At 37.7% G+C, this 19328-nt stretch carries 20 protein-coding genes; 4 read left to right on the top strand and 16 right to left on the bottom strand.

The annotated features are described in order from the left end of the window. From M3O96_RS19180 to M3O96_RS19165, 4 genes are all read right to left on the bottom strand, one after another. Entirely contained in the window at positions 1-855 is an 855-nt protein-coding gene (locus M3O96_RS19180; protein WP_249723281.1) for an ABC transporter permease, read from the bottom strand. Then, a complete protein-coding gene (locus tag M3O96_RS19175) occupies positions 842-1744 on the bottom strand; it encodes a glycosyltransferase family 2 protein (protein ID WP_249723279.1) in 903 nt (300 codons plus the stop codon). Before M3O96_RS19175 ends, M3O96_RS19180 begins: the two co-directional genes overlap by 14 nt. A 126-nt stretch (positions 1745-1870) precedes the next feature. Beyond that, positions 1871-3046: a glycosyltransferase family 4 protein gene (locus M3O96_RS19170; protein WP_249723277.1), complete on the bottom strand. Its 1176-nt coding sequence runs from the start codon at positions 3044-3046 to the stop codon at positions 1871-1873. Beyond that, positions 3043-4026 (bottom strand): glycosyltransferase, encoded by a 984-nt coding sequence (locus tag M3O96_RS19165; RefSeq protein WP_249723275.1) that lies wholly within the window; start codon positions 4024-4026, stop codon positions 3043-3045. The genes M3O96_RS19170 and M3O96_RS19165 overlap by 4 nt, the downstream gene beginning before the upstream one ends. Positions 4027-4346: 320 nt before the next feature. On the opposite strand from M3O96_RS19165, the gene M3O96_RS19160 reads away from it, so the two are divergent. Then, positions 4347-5297, top strand: coding sequence for a class I SAM-dependent methyltransferase (locus tag M3O96_RS19160; RefSeq protein WP_249723274.1), 951 nt, complete (start codon positions 4347-4349; stop codon positions 5295-5297). Positions 5298-5386: 89 nt separating this feature from the next. Here the strand turns inward: M3O96_RS19160 and M3O96_RS19155 are convergent, their stop codons facing one another. The 9 genes from M3O96_RS19155 to M3O96_RS19115 form a co-directional block, all read right to left on the bottom strand. Further along, positions 5387-6313 (bottom strand): NAD-dependent epimerase/dehydratase family protein, encoded by a 927-nt coding sequence (locus M3O96_RS19155; RefSeq protein ID WP_249723272.1) that lies wholly within the window; start codon positions 6311-6313, stop codon positions 5387-5389. Positions 6314-6351: 38 nt separating this feature from the next. Beyond that, complete coding sequence (locus M3O96_RS19150; protein ID WP_249723262.1) at positions 6352-7176, bottom strand: O-fucosyltransferase family protein; 825 nt, start codon at positions 7174-7176, stop codon at positions 6352-6354. Further along, positions 7177-7944, bottom strand: a complete 768-nt coding sequence (locus M3O96_RS19145; protein WP_249723260.1) for an FkbM family methyltransferase — start codon at positions 7942-7944, stop codon at positions 7177-7179. 135 nt (positions 7945-8079) lie between these two features. Further along, entirely contained in the window at positions 8080-9195 is a 1116-nt protein-coding gene (gene gmd, locus M3O96_RS19140) for a GDP-mannose 4,6-dehydratase (RefSeq protein WP_249723258.1), read from the bottom strand. Between the two features lie 7 nt (positions 9196-9202). Then, entirely contained in the window at positions 9203-10156 is a 954-nt protein-coding gene (locus tag M3O96_RS19135; protein WP_283774048.1) for a GDP-L-fucose synthase family protein, read from the bottom strand. Between the two features lie 11 nt (positions 10157-10167). After that, positions 10168-11007 (bottom strand): FkbM family methyltransferase, encoded by an 840-nt coding sequence (locus M3O96_RS19130; RefSeq protein ID WP_249723249.1) that lies wholly within the window; start codon positions 11005-11007, stop codon positions 10168-10170. 67 nt (positions 11008-11074) lie between these two features. Further along, positions 11075-11377, bottom strand: a complete 303-nt coding sequence (locus tag M3O96_RS19125) for a hypothetical protein (protein WP_249723240.1) — start codon at positions 11375-11377, stop codon at positions 11075-11077. Between the two features lie 47 nt (positions 11378-11424). Then, positions 11425-11634: a hypothetical protein gene (locus tag M3O96_RS19120; RefSeq protein ID WP_249723238.1), complete on the bottom strand. Its 210-nt coding sequence runs from the start codon at positions 11632-11634 to the stop codon at positions 11425-11427. After that, complete coding sequence (locus M3O96_RS19115) at positions 11615-11815, bottom strand: hypothetical protein (protein ID WP_249723236.1); 201 nt, start codon at positions 11813-11815, stop codon at positions 11615-11617. The genes M3O96_RS19120 and M3O96_RS19115 overlap by 20 nt, the downstream gene beginning before the upstream one ends. Positions 11816-12322: 507 nt before the next feature. On the opposite strand from M3O96_RS19115, the gene M3O96_RS19110 reads away from it, so the two are divergent. After that, positions 12323-13399, top strand: coding sequence for an acyltransferase family protein (locus tag M3O96_RS19110; RefSeq protein WP_249723234.1), 1077 nt, complete (start codon positions 12323-12325; stop codon positions 13397-13399). Between the two features lie 1061 nt (positions 13400-14460). Here M3O96_RS19110 and M3O96_RS19105 read toward each other — a convergent pair. Further along, entirely contained in the window at positions 14461-14616 is a 156-nt protein-coding gene (locus M3O96_RS19105; protein ID WP_249723232.1) for a hypothetical protein, read from the bottom strand. Between the two features lie 170 nt (positions 14617-14786). Beyond that, positions 14787-15575, bottom strand: a complete 789-nt coding sequence (locus tag M3O96_RS19100) for a LytR/AlgR family response regulator transcription factor (RefSeq protein ID WP_249723230.1) — start codon at positions 15573-15575, stop codon at positions 14787-14789. A gap of 730 nt (positions 15576-16305) precedes the next feature. Here M3O96_RS19100 and M3O96_RS19095 point away from each other — a divergent pair. Then, a complete protein-coding gene (locus M3O96_RS19095) occupies positions 16306-17628 on the top strand; it encodes a choice-of-anchor L domain-containing protein (protein WP_249723228.1) in 1323 nt (440 codons plus the stop codon). Positions 17629-18196: 568 nt separating this feature from the next. On the opposite strand, the gene M3O96_RS19090 is transcribed toward M3O96_RS19095, so the two are convergent. Continuing rightward, positions 18197-18559 carry a hypothetical protein gene (locus M3O96_RS19090; RefSeq protein WP_249723226.1) on the bottom strand — a complete coding sequence of 121 codons (363 nt, stop codon included), beginning with the start codon at positions 18557-18559 and terminating at the stop codon, positions 18197-18199. A 50-nt stretch (positions 18560-18609) separates the two neighbouring features. Here M3O96_RS19090 and M3O96_RS19085 point away from each other — a divergent pair, with 50 nt between their 5' ends. Then, a complete protein-coding gene (locus tag M3O96_RS19085) occupies positions 18610-19302 on the top strand; it encodes a hypothetical protein (protein ID WP_249723224.1) in 693 nt (230 codons plus the stop codon). Positions 19303-19328: the final 26 nt, after the last annotated feature.

Genomic DNA, 19328 nt, shown 5'->3' with positions numbered 1-19328 from the left:
TTACACAGTATCTATAAAATTCTTTTCGGTTTTATTAAAAATTAGTACCCCCAAAATCATACTTCCCAGCGCCACAAAAGTACTGTAGCCCAATAATGCCCATGAAAACATCCCTTCGCCCAAAAATGCAAACCGGAAGGTTTCAATAATTCCGGTCATGGGATTTAAGGCTACTAGGTGTCGGTATTGCTCAGGAGCAGAAGAAAGCGGGTAGATCACAGTCGTCGCATACATCAGCAACTGTACACCGAAATTGACCAAAAAAGCCAAATCCCGGTATTTGGTGGTCATGGCCGTAATCATCAATCCCAATCCCAATCCCAGAAATGCCATCAGCACCACCAATAAGGGAAAAAGCAAAGCCGCCCAGGTCAAATATATATCGGCACCTTGAAGATAAAAGTAAAGCCAAACACTCATAAACAACAAAAATTGAACCCCAAAACGGATCAGATTTCCTGTCACGATACTAAAGGGTACCACCAACCTAGGGAAATATACCTTTCCGAAAAGCTGCGCATTGTCACGGAATACCGTTGAGGTCTTGATCAGGCAATCTGCAAAATAGTTCCACGCAGTGATGCCCGCGAGATAAAACAAAAACTGGGGCAATCCATCCGTACTCAGTCCGGCAAGGTTGCCAAATACAAAAACAAAAACCAAAGTGGTAAACACCGGTTGGATAAAAAACCAAAGCGGGCCCAAAATGGTCTGCTTGTAAAAGGACACGACATCCCTCCTTACCATCAGCACCAACAAATCCCTAAAATGCCAGATATCCTTAAGGGGAAGTTCAAACAGTCCCCGATCCGAGGTCACTTCCAAATCCCACTCTTCTTCTTCAATTTTTTCCATTCAAGGATTTTAATTTATTCGACAAATAAAAGATCTTTTTATATAGAATAGGCCAGTTGAATAATATCTTTTCCCTCAGATTGAAGTGAATTTCTTCTTCTTTCAATAATCTCTCAAATTCTTTGAAATTGATATCTCTTGGCTGTCTTGTAGCCAATTCATGGGCAGTGTATTTTAAATATCCAATCCTAGCAATTTTGTCAACACTTTTTCTTTTATACTTCTGATAAAAATAGAGACAATCCGCATAATTCACTTTCTTTAGATGGTTATCCTCCCAGTGCACCAATACATCCTTGGAAGAGAAAAACGACCAAGGCACCAATTCACCCACTTCAATGAAATAGGCAAAGTCCTCATGAAACCGGATAGCCTCAGGAAACGCAACTTGTTTGGCGATTTCGGATGAAACAAGCAAAGTGGATGTCTGAGCAAAACTGTCACCATTGATGGTAAAATCAAAAAGGCTTTCCCCTTTTCTGATTGCCCTGGATTCTCTAAAATATTTACCCTTTTGATCTATTACCCAAGCACCTGAGTAGATGGCTTTGGCACCTGTCTCTTGGATAAATGTGTAAGCATGTTGCAATCGGTCTACCGACCATGCATCATCCGCATCCAAAAAAGCAGTGTATTGTCCCTTAGAATTTTCAACCCCAATATTACGACACGCACTTGGTCCCTTACTCCTGCTTTTTGGCCGCTGATCAATCTTGATCCGGGTATCAGTACTGACTAATTGCTTCAAGATCTCCCAAGTCTCATCAGTCGATCCATCATCCACCATCACCAATTCCCAATCTCCAAAGCATTGCCCCCTCACCATCTCCACAGTTTCCCTGATAAAATCAGCGCAGTTGAAGGTAGGGATGACGATGGAGAAAAACATGGGGAGAAGAAGAATTAAGAATGAGGAATTAAGAATGCTGAATGGATGAGACGTGAGATTTGAGATTTGAGATGTGAGATTAGCGAAGTCGAAGGGCTTGGTACTTTATACTTGGTACTTTGTACATCAAAACCTCCCCCTAATCCCCTTCTCCTCATACTCCGCTATCAAATCCAAATACACCTGTTCCTGCTTGGCAGCGAGGGTTTTGATATTGAACTTGTTTACTCCCAGGTCATAGGCTTTTTGGGCCAATTGCTTACCATGCTCAGGATTTTGGAGTAGTATTTCAGTCTTTTCGACCAAACTTGGGATATCGCCCAATTTGCAGATCAGGGCATTTTCATTATCAACAAGATTTTCGGTAACCGATGGAATGTTTGTGGAAATGATAGGCAACTTACAGACCATGGCTTCGATGACTACTCCCGGAGAACCCTCAAAGTGGGTAGGAAACCAAAAGATGTCGCAGGCTTTTAAGATCTGAGGCATGTCCAATCGGGGACCTAGAAACCTGATTCTATCGCCCCTTTTCATTTGCTTGGCTCTTTCTTGATAATGTACATAGTCATAACCATTTCCCACCACGATCAGATAAAGGTTAGGGTACTTTGCAGCTAATATTTCAAAAGCCCCAAACATCTCTTCAAAGCCCTTGCTCCTGACCACACGGGAATTGGAAACCAAAAACACATCTCCCTCCCGATATTCCGGAACGATTGTTTTTTTATCCAAAGGGTCGGCACTATGGTAAAAATCCATGTCCCTTCCATTCTGTACTACTACCATCCGGTCAATGGGAAGGTTTAAATACCTACTGTTGGGTTCTAGAATGCACTCGGCCACTGAGATATATTTATCTGCTCTCCTCGCAGTCCACTTATCGATCAACCTGAAGAGTTCAAGTTTTAAAATTTCCCTTTTTCGGAACAATGCATACCGCTCTTTGCTGTAGCTGTCATTTAATAAGGAACAAATCAAAGGGATTTTAAACTTTGGAATGGCAATCCTGCAAATGACTTCAGCATTATAATGAGTGGCATGAACGGCATCCGGTTTTTCCTTAATGACCAATTGATTTAATTTTTTGATAGCTTCACCTACTCCAAACCTTTTTTGAATATCAAAAAAAACCAAAGGGATGTTTTCTCTTTCAAACTCCTTTTGCAGACCATTAGCTGCCCTGTAAAGCACACAGACAATGGGTTCGGTGTTGGTAAGGTTTTTTACCACTTCATAGATGGACAGTTCAGCACCACCCACTGATATCGTATCAATCACAAAGAGTACTTTCTTTTTCATTCCTGCCATATTTTAGAATGCTTTTTTAGCTGCAAAAAAACCCTTTCTGTTTCTTTTAAATTCTTAAAATACGATCTAATCAATTGCCTATAATTAATCATTAAAACTTTATTCTTTAAATCCCTTTTTATAAAATAAATTATAGAGGAAAGCACATACCCTTTAATATGTTGATAATTCACTCCTCTTAATTCCGCACGTATGGGGGAAAATGACTTATGATTTTTAAATTTATAAGCATATAATACCGGAAAGGAGGATGCTATGCCTTTTTTAAGTTTGAAAAGATAATCCTCTGTAAGTTTTCTATCTTCAATATCATGAAAAAATTGAAGGGATTCTTCATACCAAACTTCATAACCAAATAACTTGACAACTTCACATAATTCTGTGTCTCCACCTGAGGTCAATTCAGTGCCTTTTCTACATGAAAGAAAATTAGTAAATCCTAATTCAGACCATTTTTCCAATATATCTTTTCGGAAGAATGTACCTGCACCATACAGTTCTCCATTTTTTCCAAGATTACCATTTTCTCTGCCTTGTGGTCCAACTGCATAAGTGGATTGATATATTTCAAACCAAGAGGGAAAGTCATTAATATTATGGGGAATTCCCTTCCCCCCTAAGGCGCCTATTGCTTTGTTTGCTTCCAATATTTCGAATGCCTTTTGAAGGTAATCTGGAAAAAGCCAATTATCATCATCACAGTCCAAAACAAAGGCATATTTTGCATTTCTTACCCCAAGCCAGAAAGCATTCATTTTACCCGGTGTATTGCATTGATAGATTGAAAAATCCAGAACAGATTCATTCAATTCTTGACCCACAAAATCAAATGTATTATCAGTTGAATTATTATCTACAACTATCAATTCCCAAGGATGATCAAACTTTAGTTTTTTGATGTAATCCAAAGTTTCCTTAAGCTTGGAGGAACCATTGTAAGTGCAAATTAAAATTGATATTCCTCTAGTCATGCTTAAAAGGATTCATACCAAGTCCAATGCTGTTGCAAATCATGAGTTTTTTTCAATGTCGAGATGTAGGGCGTAGAGGTCAGGAGATAGGGCGCAAGTTTGATGCTATCTAGGCTTAGATAGTAAATGCTCCAAATCTCGGTAGGAAATGGTAATTTTACACAGGCATATACGCAGCCTCGGCACGAAGCACAGACCCAAAAGTATCCATTGATTATATCCAATCTTGAATTGTCAAGTTAAATAGTTATTTTTTGCCGGTGAATCCACATTCTATACTTTAGCAGCAATTATCCTTGAAATTGAATATTCCTCTAAACATGAAAAGAAATATAATTAAAATTATCTTATTCTTAGGAACCCCTTTTACTCTTCTATCTTCGATGTGGTTGAGATTTGTAAAAAAGGCAGGGACAGGTAAAATTGGGAACAGAATTTTTATGAGACTGGGTATTTTTCCCATTTTAGATCATTATTATGAACCAATGATCAATCCGAAAAAATACCTGACCAAATCATTAAGGGAGGATAGAGAGCTTCCCGGAATTGATTATAATGTTAAAGAGCAATTGGAGTTATTAGCCAATTTTAAATACAATGAAGAACTTCTAAAATTTCCAATCAGTAATAAAATAGACACTGAATTTTGCTATGACAATAATTATTACTCTTCAGGAGATGCAGAATATCTCTATAACATTGTTAGACATTTTAAACCCCAAAGAATAATTGAGATTGGAAGTGGAAATTCAACTTTAATGGTGAGAAATGCGATTGAAGCAAATAAAATCGACCATACTGATTATCAATCTAAACATATCTGCATCGAGCCTTACGAACAGCCTTGGCTTGAAAAATTAGATATTGAATTAATAAGGGAAAAAGTCGAAAACATTGATAAATCATTCTTCGAAATACTTGAACAGAATGACATTCTATTTATAGATTCTTCACACATAATTAGACCACAGGGAGATGTCTTATTTGAATATTTAGAATTACTACCCACCTTAAAATCAGGCGTTTTAATTCATGTTCATGATATTTTTACGCCCAAGGACTATTTGAATGAGTGGGTATTGGAAAATCATTTTTTGTGGAATGAACAATATTTATTAGAAGCATTTCTAACTTATAATTCTGAATTCAAAATTATTGGAGCATTAAACTATTTAACACACAATTATAGAAATGAATTTGCAGCCAAATGTCCAATTTTTGCAACCCAGCAAGGTAGAGAGCCTGGAGCATTTTGGATGATGAAAAAATAGAACCAAGGACACCACCAGCGGCATCAGAAAGAGGGAGTTCCGGTTGATGCATCATCCAGACTGTCAAGGGCAATAACAAAAAGCTTTTACTAAGATCCTTGTTTATAAATAGAAATCAATGCCAATAATCCCTCATCCAAACTTTTTAAATCACGATTAAGTAATTTTTTCATTTTGGAAATATCGGGACAGCGCCTACTCATATCACCTTCGGGAAGTGGGGCTTTGTGGATGATTTTTGATTTATTGCCTGTCAGCTTGACGATCTTCTGTGCCAATTCCAATACACTTATTTCAATATCACTGCCCACATTGATGACTTCGTTGATGGTTTCCGGGTCAGAGATGGCTTTGACACAGGTCTCTATATTGTCATCGATGTAGCAGAAGGAACGGGTTTGGCTACCATCCCCATAGATCACAATGTCCTGCCCCGAAAGTGCCCTTTTCAAAAATCTCGGCACCACAAAATCCTCACTTTGATTAGGACCATAGGTATTGAAAAAACGGAAAATGGTATACTCCAATCCATATTCTTGGTAATAACTCCTGCAATAAGCCTCAGAGATATTTTTGACAATGGCATAAGGCAACTTGGAGTTCAAAGGCGTGGTATGTTCCCTTTGTGGAATTTCAAAAGGCTCTCCATAGACTTCGGAGGAACTGCTGTAAAAAATCCGTCTTACCCCTGTGTTTTTAGAAAGCTTCAGGATATTTTCCATTCCTTTACAGTCATTCAATACCTTCAGCGGATTTTCCAAGGTACGTTGCACCCCCACCACGGCTGCATAGTGAAATACATAGTCAAACTGAAACCTGCCAAATACAGGGGCTATATCCGAGTAGTCGTTGACATCACATTTGATAAATTTCACATTTTCCCTTATGGGGATTTTGGACAGATGACCTGTAGACAGGTTATCCAAGATGACGATCTGATTGTCCATGTTATTGGACAGTTCCCGGGCCAATGAGCTGCCAATGTTTCCTGCTCCTCCGGTGATTAGGTAGTTCATGATAAATCTAAATATTTAACGATAGCAAAGTAAATAACTCACCTTTTAACAACAATTAGTTTGGGGTTACCAATTCTAGTTGCAGCGATTGAAAAAGTACTCCAATAAGAACCATATATAAGCTCGGTTTTTGATAAACACCACAGGTCAATTATTGCATCTTCGATTCCTTGAACAGTCTCTCTTGACAATACTTTTTGTCTAACAATCATCGAAGAACCATATTTTTCAATTAGTTTGTTTTCAACAAGTTTATCATCTGTGGCAAGAAAAAACCTTACTTGGGGATTATTTCTTTTTTCTTGGTCTAATAGTTCTATAAAACTTTCTAAAGGACTATTAATAATTGACATTTCATTATCAGTTCTCCTAATATGAATCCCTATAACATTCTTATTAAAGTGTTGTCCTATAAAGTTGTTTATTTTGAAGCTGAGTTTGAAATTGGGTTCAAAAATAGAATAATGTAGAAAAGATTCACCAAATTCTTCATAGGTTTTAAAATAGACTTTTTTGTTTCTTCTAATTAAATCTAAAATTTTCTGTTCTTGATTTTTGAAATGCGGATCAGTCATAAAAAAATCAAATCCTAAAGTCTTGTTGATCAAAAAAATAACAGCTTTTTTTATTAAATTCTTCTGTATATTATTTTTTAAATATTTGTATTTTGATTTATAGCTAACTATTTCAAATTTATCAGATTCTAAAAAATGGTTTTCAATTCGTGAATTAAATTCACTGTTTTGATTCCACACAATTATTAATTTGGAATTTGTGACTTCAGCCGCCCATAGACATGATGCTATCGATCGCATTCTGTTTCCTAAACCTCCAATAGGTTCGAGATAAAGCTTTTTCATCATTCATATTTTTAAATAAAGATCAGATCTATTTTTAACACAGAACAAGTCAACATTAACATTAAATACTAAATATCCTTGTTCCTTCATTAAATTACGAGAAGCCTTTTTATCATCTTCATTTAAATTGAAAATTTCAAACTGAATTATTTTTGAGTCAAATTCTTTGAAATCAATAGATTTTAAAATTTCAAAGTCGTATCCCTCAACATCGATTACGAGATAATCGACTTTATTAAATCCTGGATTATTATTCATAAGTGTTTCAAAGGTAATTCCCTCAACCTCATAGGAATCAATATTATCAGTAGAAATATTATGATTTAACAAATGTCTTTGATTTAAACTTCCCAAACCGGATCCCCATTCGGGTAAAGATTTAAGACCATTTTCATTCACTTCATACAAGGTTACATTTTGGTTTTTTGAATAAATAGCTTTTTGAACAAAAATGATTTCTCCCAGAGAACTTAAGTTTTCTACCACTTTTGGGAAATATTTAGGGGAAGGTTCAATAACTAAGCCTCTTGAATTTACTGAATTTAAAATTTTGTATAAAAAATCAAAAGTAATTCCATCATTGGCTCCTATCTGAATAAAAGTAAATTTGCTGCCATTTGGAAAATTCTTTTCAAGTGTTTTGGTCACATCCACCTTTAATATCCTTCCTAGAAATGAATATCCAACAAAATGAGAAAATATATAGGGAAAACTATTAATCCACGAATTAATACCTTTTGAAATAAATCCTTTTAGTTTATTTTTTTTCATTTATGTATCAAATTATATTTTAAAGTTCATTTACGCAAAAAAAAAAATTAGATTAACAACTAATGTCTTGGATTGGGAATTATAAATCTTTTAGAATCAACAAGAAAAGCCAAATGGTGGAATCAAAAAGAGATTTCAAAAAGCTCTATTATTTAAAAAATTTAAATCGAATAATACCATCTCCCTCACCATTTCTTTCAAGCTAATCATAGGTTCCCACCCTAATTTTTCCTTTGCTTTGGATGCATCACCTATTAGCAAGTCCACCTCTGTGGGTCTAAAATATGCGGAGTCTATCTTGATGATGGGTTGATTTATGAGGGATTTGACAGCTGTGGGTTCTACTTGGTTCCTGGTCTTGGCATGAAATTTTTCCCAATTAATGCTTTCCAAAATCCCCACTTCTTCTGCACCGGATCCTTCCCATCGGATTTGAAATCCAACCTCCTCGAATGCCATCTCAATAAAGTCCCGAACTCTGATGGTCTTCCCTGTAGCGATCACAAAATCCTCCGGATGCTCCTGCTGAAGCATCAGCCACATGGCGGCTACATAGTCCTTGGCATGTCCCCAGTCTCTCTGCGCATCAAGGTTGCCCACGTACAGGCATGTTTCCAATCCTAAGGCTATGCCTGCCACGGATCTCGTGACCTTGCGGGTAAGGAAGGTTTCTCCCCTTCTTGGTGATTCGTGGTTAAACAATATGCCATTACAGGCATAAATCCCATAAGCTTCCCTATAATTTACCGTAATCCAGTAGGCATATAGCTTTGCTACCCCATATGGTGACCTTGGATAAAAAGGAGTTTTTTCAGTTTGGGGGACTTCCTGCACCATTCCATACAATTCGGAGGTGGATGCTTGGTAAAACTTCGTTTTTTTCTCAAGACCCAAAAGCCTTATCGCCTCTAAAATCCGAAGCGTCCCAATCCCATCGGCATTGGCAGTGTATTCAGGAGTTTCAAAACTCACCTTCACATGGGACATCGCACCTAGGTTGTAGATTTCATCAGGTTGGGTTTCCTGAATGATCCGGGTGATATTCATGGAGTCAGTAAGGTCTCCATAATGAAGAAAAAGTCTTGCCTTAGGGTCATGTGGATCTTGATACAGATGGTCTATCCGATCAGTATTCAGGGATGAAGATCTTCTTTTGATACCATGGACAGTATATCCCTTTTCTAAAAGGAGTTCTGCCAGATATGATCCGTCTTGTCCGGTGATGCCGGTGATGAGGGCTGTTTTTTTCAAAGTAATATTATTTATATTTTACTTCCTTTAATTGGTCTCTTTTTCCCAAAAACCATTTGTAAGTATTATGTATACCGGTTTCCAAATCGATTTTTGGCTTCCATCCCAATTCAAAAAACCGGGAGGAATCCATTAATTTCCTGGGAGTCCCATCAGGTTTACTTGAGTCCCATAAAATCTCTCCTTGATGGCCAATGATCCTTTGGATTAATTCAGCCAGATTTTTGATGCTGATTTCAGTGGCAGATCCAACATTATATAAATGACCTTCCATGTTGCTATTCATTGTAAAATAAACCGCATCAGCTAAATCGTCCACATGTAAAAATTCTCTGAAAGGAGTTCCTGAACCCCACAATTCCACTGCCTCCTTTTTTACTTTTGCTTCATGAAATTTCCTGATCATTGCCGGCAGCACATGGGAACTTTGCAGGTCAAAATTATCAAAAGGCCCATAAAGGTTGGTTGGCATCAGAGACACAAAATCCTTTCCATATTGCTTCCTGATAGCCTCACAGGCTTTGACTCCCGCAATTTTAGCGATGGCATATCCTTCGTTAGTAGGTTCCAAAGCTCCTGTCAAGAGATATTCCTCTTTGATCGGTTGCGGAGCAAATTTCGGATAGATACAGGACGATCCTAGAAAGATAAATTTTTCACATCCAAATCGGTAAGAAGCTTCTATCAGGTTGTTTTGGATTTGTAGATTTTCCATCAGAAAGGTATAGGGATGCTGTTGATTTGCCCATATACCCCCCACTTTAGCAGCAGCATCGATGACGATGTCAGGTTTTTCAAGCTCAAAAAATCGAATTACGTCGCTTTGATTTCTCAAATCCAGTTCCTTGCTAGATCTTCCGATTAAATTGGAGTATCCTTTTTTTTCTAAAAGTCTCCAAACAGCTGAGCCTACCATTCCTTTATGGCCGGCTATAAATATCTTAAGGTCTTTGTTTTTCAATACTGAAAGATTTATAATTTTTTTCCCCCGAAATAGGGTGAATACTCAAAATTCAATAGCTTATCTCTATCATCTCCGGTAATCCTACTGCTAAACCCAGCCTCTGAGAAGGTCTCTTGGATTTCTTGTAGGCTATCTTTCAAGTAGTCAGGGGCATAATGGTACTCGATGATATAACGCTTGGATTTTTGCAATTTACCGGAGGTCTTCAATTCCTTCAATACCTGACGTTCTGCTCCCTCTATATCTATTTTGACTAAGTCATAAACATCTTCGGAAAGGAAATCAGACAACAGCAAGGAATCCACTTCCATCAGATAATCTTTCCCTATCTCCGCAAACAATGAGGCATTCGCAATATTTATCTTGTTGGAATAATAGAATTTTTCCTTTCCGACCTTATCAGAGATACATGCCTTTTCCACACGGACACCTTCAAGAAAGTTTTGGCTGATATTTTTTTCCAAATATTGCAATGCCATGGGATTGGGTTCGATGGCTATTATTTGAGCATTGGGATAAAGAGACTTAAAATACAAGACACTGATACCCACATTGGCTCCTGCATCGATGATCTTGGGTGCAGGATGGCTTGCATGAAAATGATACACTTGATCTATAAAAATTTCTTTGACTAACAATAACAAAGTCTGAGGGGAATTGGCACTGACCTCAAACCCAAACAAGCGGACCTTCACTTCCTTTTCATTGCTAAATTTTGCTTTAATCAGGAGAAGAAGAATTGTGAAAAACAACCCAACCCGCCGCTTCCTTTCCTTATAAAACGCATGCCCTGATGCCGGAAAATAATACACTTTGATAAGCGAATAAAAATTAACCAATGACTTCAATTTTCTATGAATTGCGGTTCTGAAGCAGACGACAGGATCGGATTATTTCCAAAACGGACAGCATATGTCAACCCAAAACCTGCCGTTTACCACTTATTTTTAATCCATGAATTTTGAATGTAAGTTTTTTAAAGAATTCAAAACCATATTTCCTCATGCTGTTTGCCCCAAGGATAAACAGCACGTAACCGATATACCAGAAAAGGTGAGGTTTGAAGAACAGACCGTTTTCCTTGATTTCATTAGCGTATTGCAAATACCCCCAAGTATCATCATCCGTCATGATCCCCATTTTCCAAAACCACAAGCCATTCACTAAAAGGAAAATTCCAGTCAAAATGGAAAGGTTGAAAAGGTGAGTTTTGGACATCTTAAAAAAATTTCAATCCTAGATGGAAATAAAAATCCCGGTATCAACTACCATTCTTTAATCGAAAGGCTTTGCATGGATTTATTAACTGTTCCAATGGCATCAACATCTTTTTCTGTCCATACTGAAACGTTTGTCAAAGCTTCTTTTTTCGTTCTGTTTTTTGGAAGGTTGCTGTGTTTTACCCCAATGGCTTTCAGGAGGTCTTTAACCATTTGAATTTTTTCACTAGGAACTTCAATAATCAATTTTGTCATTTCTTTCTATTTCCAAAGAGTTAGCTATGATTAATTGAGTTGCTGGTTTCGGATTTGCAATTAAAGTCCCGTCCTTTAGGGCTTTTTCATAAACCGCTATTTCTTTCATTATACGTGGCATTTCCTTTTTTAATCGGACTTCAATTTTTTCTATTTCTTTCTTTTTTTGCTCGGTAGTCATATTACCTCCAAAATTAATGAAGTACTATAAAATTTCCTTAAACAGCTCAATCAACCCAACTCAAAATTCTCGCAACCTCTAAACATTTACCTCTATTCTCTTTCTAGCAACTTCCCCAGTCTCGTCTCTAGTATCTCGCTTCTCGCATCCCTTTTCGCGACCTCTAATCTTCAACTTTACCTGTCTCATGTCTCATATCTCACATCTCGCTTCTCCTAAAATTCATCACTCATCATAACCATGAATTGCCTCAGTCTCGAATCTCGGCTCTCGAATCTCGCTTCTCTTAAAATTCATATTTTTTTATAAATAATCATATTATTTTTCAGAAAAAGGGCAGTTTTAGGGTATGTTCCCCCCACCTTCTCCCGACCTTCCCCCCACCATACGTTAACCCCTCCCCCACCATTCGTTAACTTTCGACCATTTTCTAAGAAAACGTATCACTTTTCCGGGATTTAAAATAGGGTCCAGAATTTTTCATTTTCAGGCTCTATATTTAGCGTCTTGAACTCCTCTACCCCCACCTATTTTCCTGCCCTGACCGGCATCCGTGCCGTCGCCGTGCTGATGGTTTACTTCCACCATTTCAACCCCTTTGAAGGTTCCACAGGATTTGGCTTTAGGCTCTTTGCCGAATTCCACATTGGCGTCACTGTATTCTTTGTCTTGAGTGGATTTATCATCACCCATAAGTACTTTCTCCACCGTTCGGTTCCTGTCTCTGTTTACCTTTGGAACAGGTTTACCAAAATATATCCGGTTTTCTTTGCCCTGACTTTACTGACATTTGTGGTTCGTGGGATTTACTTTGATGAGGCGGGGAGAGAATTGAGTTTGGCTTTACTGCTCAACCTCCTCCTTTTGAAAGGGTATTTTTCTGATTTCCTTTTCTCGGGAATTGCCCAAGCTTGGACATTGACAGTGGAAGAAACATTTTACTTGTTGGCACCGCTTTTGGCTTTGGGTTGGAAAAAGTGGCGGTGGCCTTTGCTTGTATTGCCGATCCCCATCATCGGGTCCGGTCTATTGTTGCACTATTTGTTTCGGAACCTGATCCCCTTTGGGTTTTTGGGAGACATCCAGTTTCTGTTCAATTTTACTTTTTTTGGTCGGTGCTTTGAATTTATCCTTGGAATGGCTTTGGCGTATCACTTACACACACAAGCAAAATGGAAGCACCTGACTTATTTTGGAATGGTCTTTATCCTACTCTCCTTGTTGGCCTTGGTCTTTATCGGCAAAGAAGGGAAAACAGGAGACAACTTCCCTTTGGGTATTTTGGTCAACAATTTGGGTTTGCCATTATTGGGGATCGTTCCGCTTTTTTGGGGATTGATAACAGAAGACACTTGGCTGAGAAAACTCCTGTCGTCCAGACTGTTTCGGATTTTGGGCGAAAGCAGTTATGTGTTTTATTTGATCCACATCGGGATTTTTCAATTGGCCTTGTCATCCCTTGGCTTTTCTATCTACACCAACCTTATCCTCCTCTACCTTGCCGCCATCTGTGGCTATTACTTATTTGAGTTACCGGTGAAGGTTTATCTGAGAACCAAGTATCATGTACCAAGTACCAAGTAAAAGAAGCGAAAGTAACAGTCGGTAGTATCAGTTCAAAGGTAACAGCGCCAAGATTATCAGATTCAGTTAACCATCCCGATGGCTATCGGGACCATTTAATCAAATAACCAATTCCGACTACCCGACAACAATGAGTACCAAGTATTATGTACCAAGTACCAAGCCCCGTACCCACAACCCGACAACAATTACAACAACTAGAACAATTAGAACAATTAGAACCAATACTCAGTCCAGTTGCAGAGATTCTTCGTTTCTCTCAGAATGACGGATTCTCCGAAACCCGACAACGCGCAGCAGACAACAATTACAACAATTAGAACAACTAGAACAATTAGAACCAAAATGAGACCCTTCGTCCCTCAGGGTGACGCTACAACCCGACAACAATTACAACCACTACAACAAAAAAATCAAGAGACCCTTCGTTCCTCAGGGTGACGGTAGAAGGTGGTGATCAGTTAAACAAATAACCAGTTAACCAAATAACCCCTTCTCAAATTTCTACTACCAAAAGGATTCTCCTAGCACAGCTCCGCCCTTTCAATCCCATCCGGGACATCCGACCGAGTACTAAAATTACTCATGAGTAACAAAATTACTCGGGCAATTGGGATTTGCAAACCAATAAAAAACATTTTCGCCATCGATAAAATACCTGCCTATTCGCCCTGATTTTTAAGAAAATATTTATCCTGAATAAAATGCGAGTGAAAAATTCTAAAATGCATTTCAAGCCTTTAAATTGATTCTTATCAAAATTTAGATAAACTTTTATTTTTCAGAATATTAATGAAAAAAAATTGAGCCAAATACCTCTTTTTAAAAAATCCTCTTCAGCAATGCTGACAACTCAGTCCATGTGATTGAATGTGGTCTCTCTGACGAGTAGACATTGCTTTCCACACTTCGGAAAAATTAAGGTCTGCGTTCCAATTTAAGGTTCCTTCAAAGCAATGCCAAAGTAGCCTCAAAGCAATACCAAAGTAGGCTCAAAGTAGTACCAAAGTAGTACCAAAGTAAGGGATATTCCGACCCTACCCCCATTACAAATCAAAACCTCAAACACCAAAATACCACTCCCTCACATATTCTAAAAAGACAACCCTTGCCCCCCTCCTGCCCATCAAAACCAAACGAAGCGGAGTTTGAATGTCAAAAACCCAATCGGAAGCATGGTATTTTACCTGACTTTGTCGGATTGACCAGTCACTCATCAATCGGAGTACCTCTAATTTAAAAAACATTCCATTGGCCGGGGACCATCCTACCCCGCAGGGAAGGGCAGGGGTAGGAAAAAACCACTATCTCCACCACCCTAATACCTGGAAAACACCTGTTATTGGGGATCAGCAATCCATAACCCACGAATTAAACAATCGGATGATCATATTTTTGTGATGTTGTTGAAAAGCTTTTCTATGGTGAGGGCTTTATTTTTCGACATTTTAATTTTGGACATGTCGATCATTTGTACAAAACCTCCATCCACTCTCAAAAACTTCTTCATATAAATTGGATTAATCAGATGTGAGTTGTGAATTCTTAGAAATCCATTAGGACTAAGTGCCGTTTCCAAATCTTTTAAATTTTTGGATATCAGGTATGGCTTACTTATACCCATTACGTGAATATTAGTGTAATTTCGATTAGCTTCACACCTGATAATCTGGTCAATATCAATAATTTCATAACCCTCCAAGGTGGGAATTGCCAATTGATTTTTTACTTCATCGGATTGATCTAAAAACTCTTGAGGGAATTGTGTTTGTGTCGGATCTACACAGGGAAATTTCTTTCTTTTCCAATTTTTAAGGCAGAACTGAAGATCTTCTGGTATTAAGGGTTTGTGCAGGTAATCCACAGCATGATGCTGGAAAGTATTTAAAGTGAAATTGTTGTTAAGAGTTAAAAAAACAATATCGAAATGAGGCAAAGCATGGTTTTTCTTTATTTCATTTATACGTTTTATACCATTGAAGGATAACACATCAAAATCCAAAAATAAAAGATCAAAGTCACGCATACCCGCTCTACAGTCTTGCAAAAAACTATCGGGTTTGGAATAGTTCTTTACGAGTTGGGCACCTTCCATCGTATTTTCAAGAATGTGCTTTAAGGAATTCAAAGTTTGAACTTCACTTTCTACACTAACTATCCGAATAAGATCTTTCATAACATAAACACTATATATGACTGGAAACTATAAAAATTAAAAGAATCAATCTGCCTGTAAATAATCTTAATGGAGGATTTTTATACTCCTTTGACTGCAAAAACCACCAAGATTTTAAATTTCCCCTCTGATAATACCATTTAATATAATAGATAATTTAGTTTTTGGCTCAAGATGTTTGTATTTTCAACTTACCTTCTGTTTCCGATTAGCTATTCAGCCGTCTGCACATCCGATAAAATTGCTTTTGAAAAACAATAAAATAATTTATCCCACTCTTTTATTTCTGCTAAAAAACCACTGAAAAAAAGAAAGAGGAGTTCTTCAAATTACACTCTGTATTTAGTACCGTATAAACTGGTATAAATCAAAATTCCTAGAGGATTTATGATATTGCAAATTACTATATATTTTTAATAATCAAGCTTTTACTTGCATAAAATTTTGTCTATAATACAAAAAAAGGCATTTATAATCCTACTGTACATTCAAAAAAAAATATTCATAATCCACCTGTACATTCAAAAAAAGCATTGGGACACCTAGGCAGTCCAGCTGTACATTCTTTGTTTTCATTGAGGGGATAAAATATAAATTTACGTCGTTGATTCAACTCAGTCTGTAAATATAGCTATGATATTAAGGTCTGGATTTTTAATGCTTTTCATTAAGCCTCCGGTTTTTCAAAAAAATTAATCAAGGTCAAATTTAAATTTTAAACGTTATGAAAATGTATAAACTAAGAATTATTGTTATTTGTTTAGTGCTATTGACTTCCTGCCATGAAGAAGTCAATTATGTTCAAGATGAGAACCTAGAAAATTCAATGAATTTTCCAGAAAGGCCAAATCTTGGGATTGGAGAAAGCAATTGGGTACCTGCAGAAGGTAATTCTTCAGCAAAAATTCTTTCGACTGGACTTGCTACGGTAGATTTGACTAACCCCCTAACTCTAACTCCGGAGCAATTGGTCGCGTCATTAATTGGAACTGGTACGAATGCCCCGGTAATTTCCAATGTGGTTTTTACAGGTAATCCAATTGCAGCTGGTACTTTCACAGGGGGAACAGGTATAATTGGTTTTGAAAGTGGGATAATTTTGAGTTCTGGAAACATTGCCTCAGTAGTAGGTCCGAACACATCCAATTCTACTACCACAGTTTTAGGCACCTTAGGTGATGCTGACCTTAACGGCTTAGGGGCTGGAACCACTGGGGATGCGACAGTATTAGAATTCGATTTTACTTGCGAAAGTATTCAGGTAATTTCATTCCAATATGTTTTTACATCTGAGGAGTACAACGAATTTGTGAATAGTTCATTTAACGATGTATTCGGGTTTTTCCTCAATGGGGTAAATATTGCATTGATACCCGGATCAAATACTCCTGTGTCAATAAACAATTTAAATTGTGGTAATCCTTATAACCCAGCAGGAGGAGTTAATTGTGATTTGTTTGTAAATAATGAAATAAGTACCAGGGCTGTTGAAATAAATACTGAAATGGATGGATTGACAGTAGTTTTGACTGCTACAGCAGAAGTCACTCCCGGTACTAATCGTATAAAACTTGCAATTGCTGACGTAGGTGATAGGTCCTTGGATTCGAAAGTTCTTATCAAGGCAGAAAGTTTTGTCTGCGCTCCTCCTGTTGTATTTGTTCCTTTTGACGTGCATCCCGGAAGCTGCCCTAATCCGATTAATTTGAGAAGAAATGGGGTCATTCCTACCGCAATCCTTGGAACAGCCGACTTTGATGTTACCGACATTGACTTATCGACGATTACTTTGGAAGGCGTTTCACCAATACGTTCTGACTTCAGTGATGTGGCTACACCTTACTTACCAATAGTAGACAAGCCTCTTGAATCCGGTGCATGTAATACCTTGTTAAGTGATGGATTTATGGATTTGACCCTAAAATTCAGTGCTCAGGCTGTAATTAAGGCATTAGGAGCTGTTTCCAAAGATGACGTGATCAAAGTTAAAGTAAAAGGTCAGTTAAAGGACGGAACAGATTTTGAAGGAGAAGACATCATTATCATCAGATAGTCTTAAAATTTTCACAATTAAAAAGGAGGTTGGTGATTACCAACCTCCTTTTTTTTTAAAACCAGAATAGGATAAAAGTTTCCTGTTCCAATTGAATCCCTTACATCCCAAAAATCCTCAATTCATTTTTTCCTACACTTGAGAAGACGGTGCGTGATGGGTTGGTAGCAACCGAAAGATATTCCAAGCACCTTGCCCATCGCTATTAAATCTCCCGCCCTCCCGATTCTCGGGACAGGCACCGCTAAGGCTACTATGCTATTACCTTCCAATTATAAAATATCCTTCAGGCCGGGGTGGGGCACACAGAATAAAAAGACAAAAACAAGCCCACTTGACCACTTCCGGGCAGCAAAAAATCACTTTGCTCGAAAATTCTTCACAACGATTAAAAAGATGCTAAATATTCAATTATTGCATTTCAAAAATCTCAACCAGATCTCATTCCATAATACCTATAAAATTTATTTTCAATACTTTATGATTAAAATTTCAACCCAAAAAACAATAAAAAAAACTGAACTCCAAAAGAAGTATCAGTTTCAAATTCAATTATTAAATGTGGAAATTATATTATTTCTTCGATCTCCGATAACCCAAAAACCAGAATATTGTTGTGTTTGACCCGATTGCCAAAGGTGATCAAAAGATCTAACTGTACATCTATCTCAATTAATTTTATGTGTATCCGCATTGTTGCACGTCCCCGACGAGTTCCGAAATTTTCGACTATAAAACTGAACTCCATATGTTCGAGGTGGGGAGGAATGACGGCGGACCGGGCCGGCACAGGCCTTGTGCGCGGATAGGATTCTGCCGTCTTGGCTTTTTTGGCTACTTTTTTTGCTAAGAAAAAAAGTAGCTGTAAAATTGATTGACCGATTTCCTGAAGCCCCAAGAAAATCTTTACCGTTAATTTTGTTACATGCATTCATGCGAATACTCATAATTTATTTTAAGTCAAAATAGTAAACCCGATCTATGCTAATTATCCAACACTTTGCCCATGATTACTTTTCACACAAATTTGAAGAAAACTACATAGGTCTTTCTTTTAATATCAAAGGCAAATACAATGGCGATTTGGATGTTTTTGCTCCCTACAAACCCAAAATCATCATTCATGAAGGGTTTATCTGTATCAAAAAACTGGAGCTGAATGCAGGTGGGGCAAATGAGACGAGCAGATTCAAAAAGAACCTCGACATAGAATTCAACGAAGTCAAAAAAGTGTATTTCGATAAATATGATGACAGCGAGGATTTTTTTATCAATATCCCTGAAGGTCATTACGACAGATTGGGCTTTGGCATCCATTTGTCAGACCATCTTGACAACCCATCAGTATTTATCACCGCTTCCTATTACAGCAGCGCCTGCAAACTGATTCCTGTGACGATCGAACTTTTCGGAGCCAAGCCAAGATTCGACTTGGAAATGAATACCGACAATTCTCCTATGCTTTCCTTCACCTCCGACAGGACCATCAATCCCTCCATCATATTTGAAATCAACGCCTCCAAGTGGCTTGACACACTGTCCATCGACGACCTCGAAAATGCGCAAAAAGTAGAAGACAGCATCCTGATCAACGACAAACACAACCGCCACCTCTACTTCAAACTCGCCGCCGAAATCCACAAGGGAGATGAGATTTATGTGGAGTTGAGGTGAATTAATTCAGAATTATGAATTATGAA

It is taken from the genome of Aquiflexum sp. TKW24L, from assembly GCF_023502205.1.
GTDB lineage: Bacteria > Bacteroidota > Bacteroidia > Cytophagales > Cyclobacteriaceae > Cognataquiflexum.
The sequence above is the reverse complement of the archived record's forward strand: the minus strand, read 5'-3'. Positions and strand labels throughout refer to the sequence as shown.

What these genes read in the sequence shown, in the direction of transcription:
- M3O96_RS19175 (WP_249723279.1), bottom strand. Translation starts at nt 1,744, where the DNA reads ATGTTTTTCTCCATCGTCATCCCTACCTTCAACTGCGCTGATTTTATC.
- M3O96_RS19105 (WP_249723232.1), bottom strand. Translation starts at nt 14,616, where the DNA reads ATGAGTGACTGGTCAATCCGACAAAGTCAGGTAAAATACCATGCTTCC.
- M3O96_RS19160 (WP_249723274.1), top strand. Translation starts at nt 4,347, where the DNA reads ATGAAAAGAAATATAATTAAAATTATCTTATTCTTAGGAACCCCTTTT.
- M3O96_RS19165 (WP_249723275.1), bottom strand. Translation starts at nt 4,026, where the DNA reads ATGACTAGAGGAATATCAATTTTAATTTGCACTTACAATGGTTCCTCC.
- M3O96_RS19095 (WP_249723228.1), top strand. Translation starts at nt 16,306, where the DNA reads ATGTATAAACTAAGAATTATTGTTATTTGTTTAGTGCTATTGACTTCC.
- M3O96_RS19090 (WP_249723226.1), bottom strand. Translation starts at nt 18,559, where the DNA reads ATGCATGTAACAAAATTAACGGTAAAGATTTTCTTGGGGCTTCAGGAA.
- M3O96_RS19085 (WP_249723224.1), top strand. Translation starts at nt 18,610, where the DNA reads ATGCTAATTATCCAACACTTTGCCCATGATTACTTTTCACACAAATTT.
- M3O96_RS19115 (WP_249723236.1), bottom strand. Translation starts at nt 11,815, where the DNA reads ATGACTACCGAGCAAAAAAAGAAAGAAATAGAAAAAATTGAAGTCCGA.
- M3O96_RS19145 (WP_249723260.1), bottom strand. Translation starts at nt 7,944, where the DNA reads ATGAAAAAAAATAAACTAAAAGGATTTATTTCAAAAGGTATTAATTCG.
- M3O96_RS19170 (WP_249723277.1), bottom strand. Translation starts at nt 3,046, where the DNA reads ATGAAAAAGAAAGTACTCTTTGTGATTGATACGATATCAGTGGGTGGT.
- M3O96_RS19100 (WP_249723230.1), bottom strand. Translation starts at nt 15,575, where the DNA reads ATGAAAGATCTTATTCGGATAGTTAGTGTAGAAAGTGAAGTTCAAACT.
- M3O96_RS19125 (WP_249723240.1), bottom strand. Translation starts at nt 11,377, where the DNA reads ATGTCCAAAACTCACCTTTTCAACCTTTCCATTTTGACTGGAATTTTC.
- M3O96_RS19180 (WP_249723281.1), bottom strand. Translation starts at nt 855, where the DNA reads ATGGAAAAAATTGAAGAAGAAGAGTGGGATTTGGAAGTGACCTCGGAT.
- M3O96_RS19155 (WP_249723272.1), bottom strand. Translation starts at nt 6,313, where the DNA reads ATGAACTACCTAATCACCGGAGGAGCAGGAAACATTGGCAGCTCATTG.
- M3O96_RS19150 (WP_249723262.1), bottom strand. Translation starts at nt 7,176, where the DNA reads ATGATGAAAAAGCTTTATCTCGAACCTATTGGAGGTTTAGGAAACAGA.
- M3O96_RS19120 (WP_249723238.1), bottom strand. Translation starts at nt 11,634, where the DNA reads ATGACAAAATTGATTATTGAAGTTCCTAGTGAAAAAATTCAAATGGTT.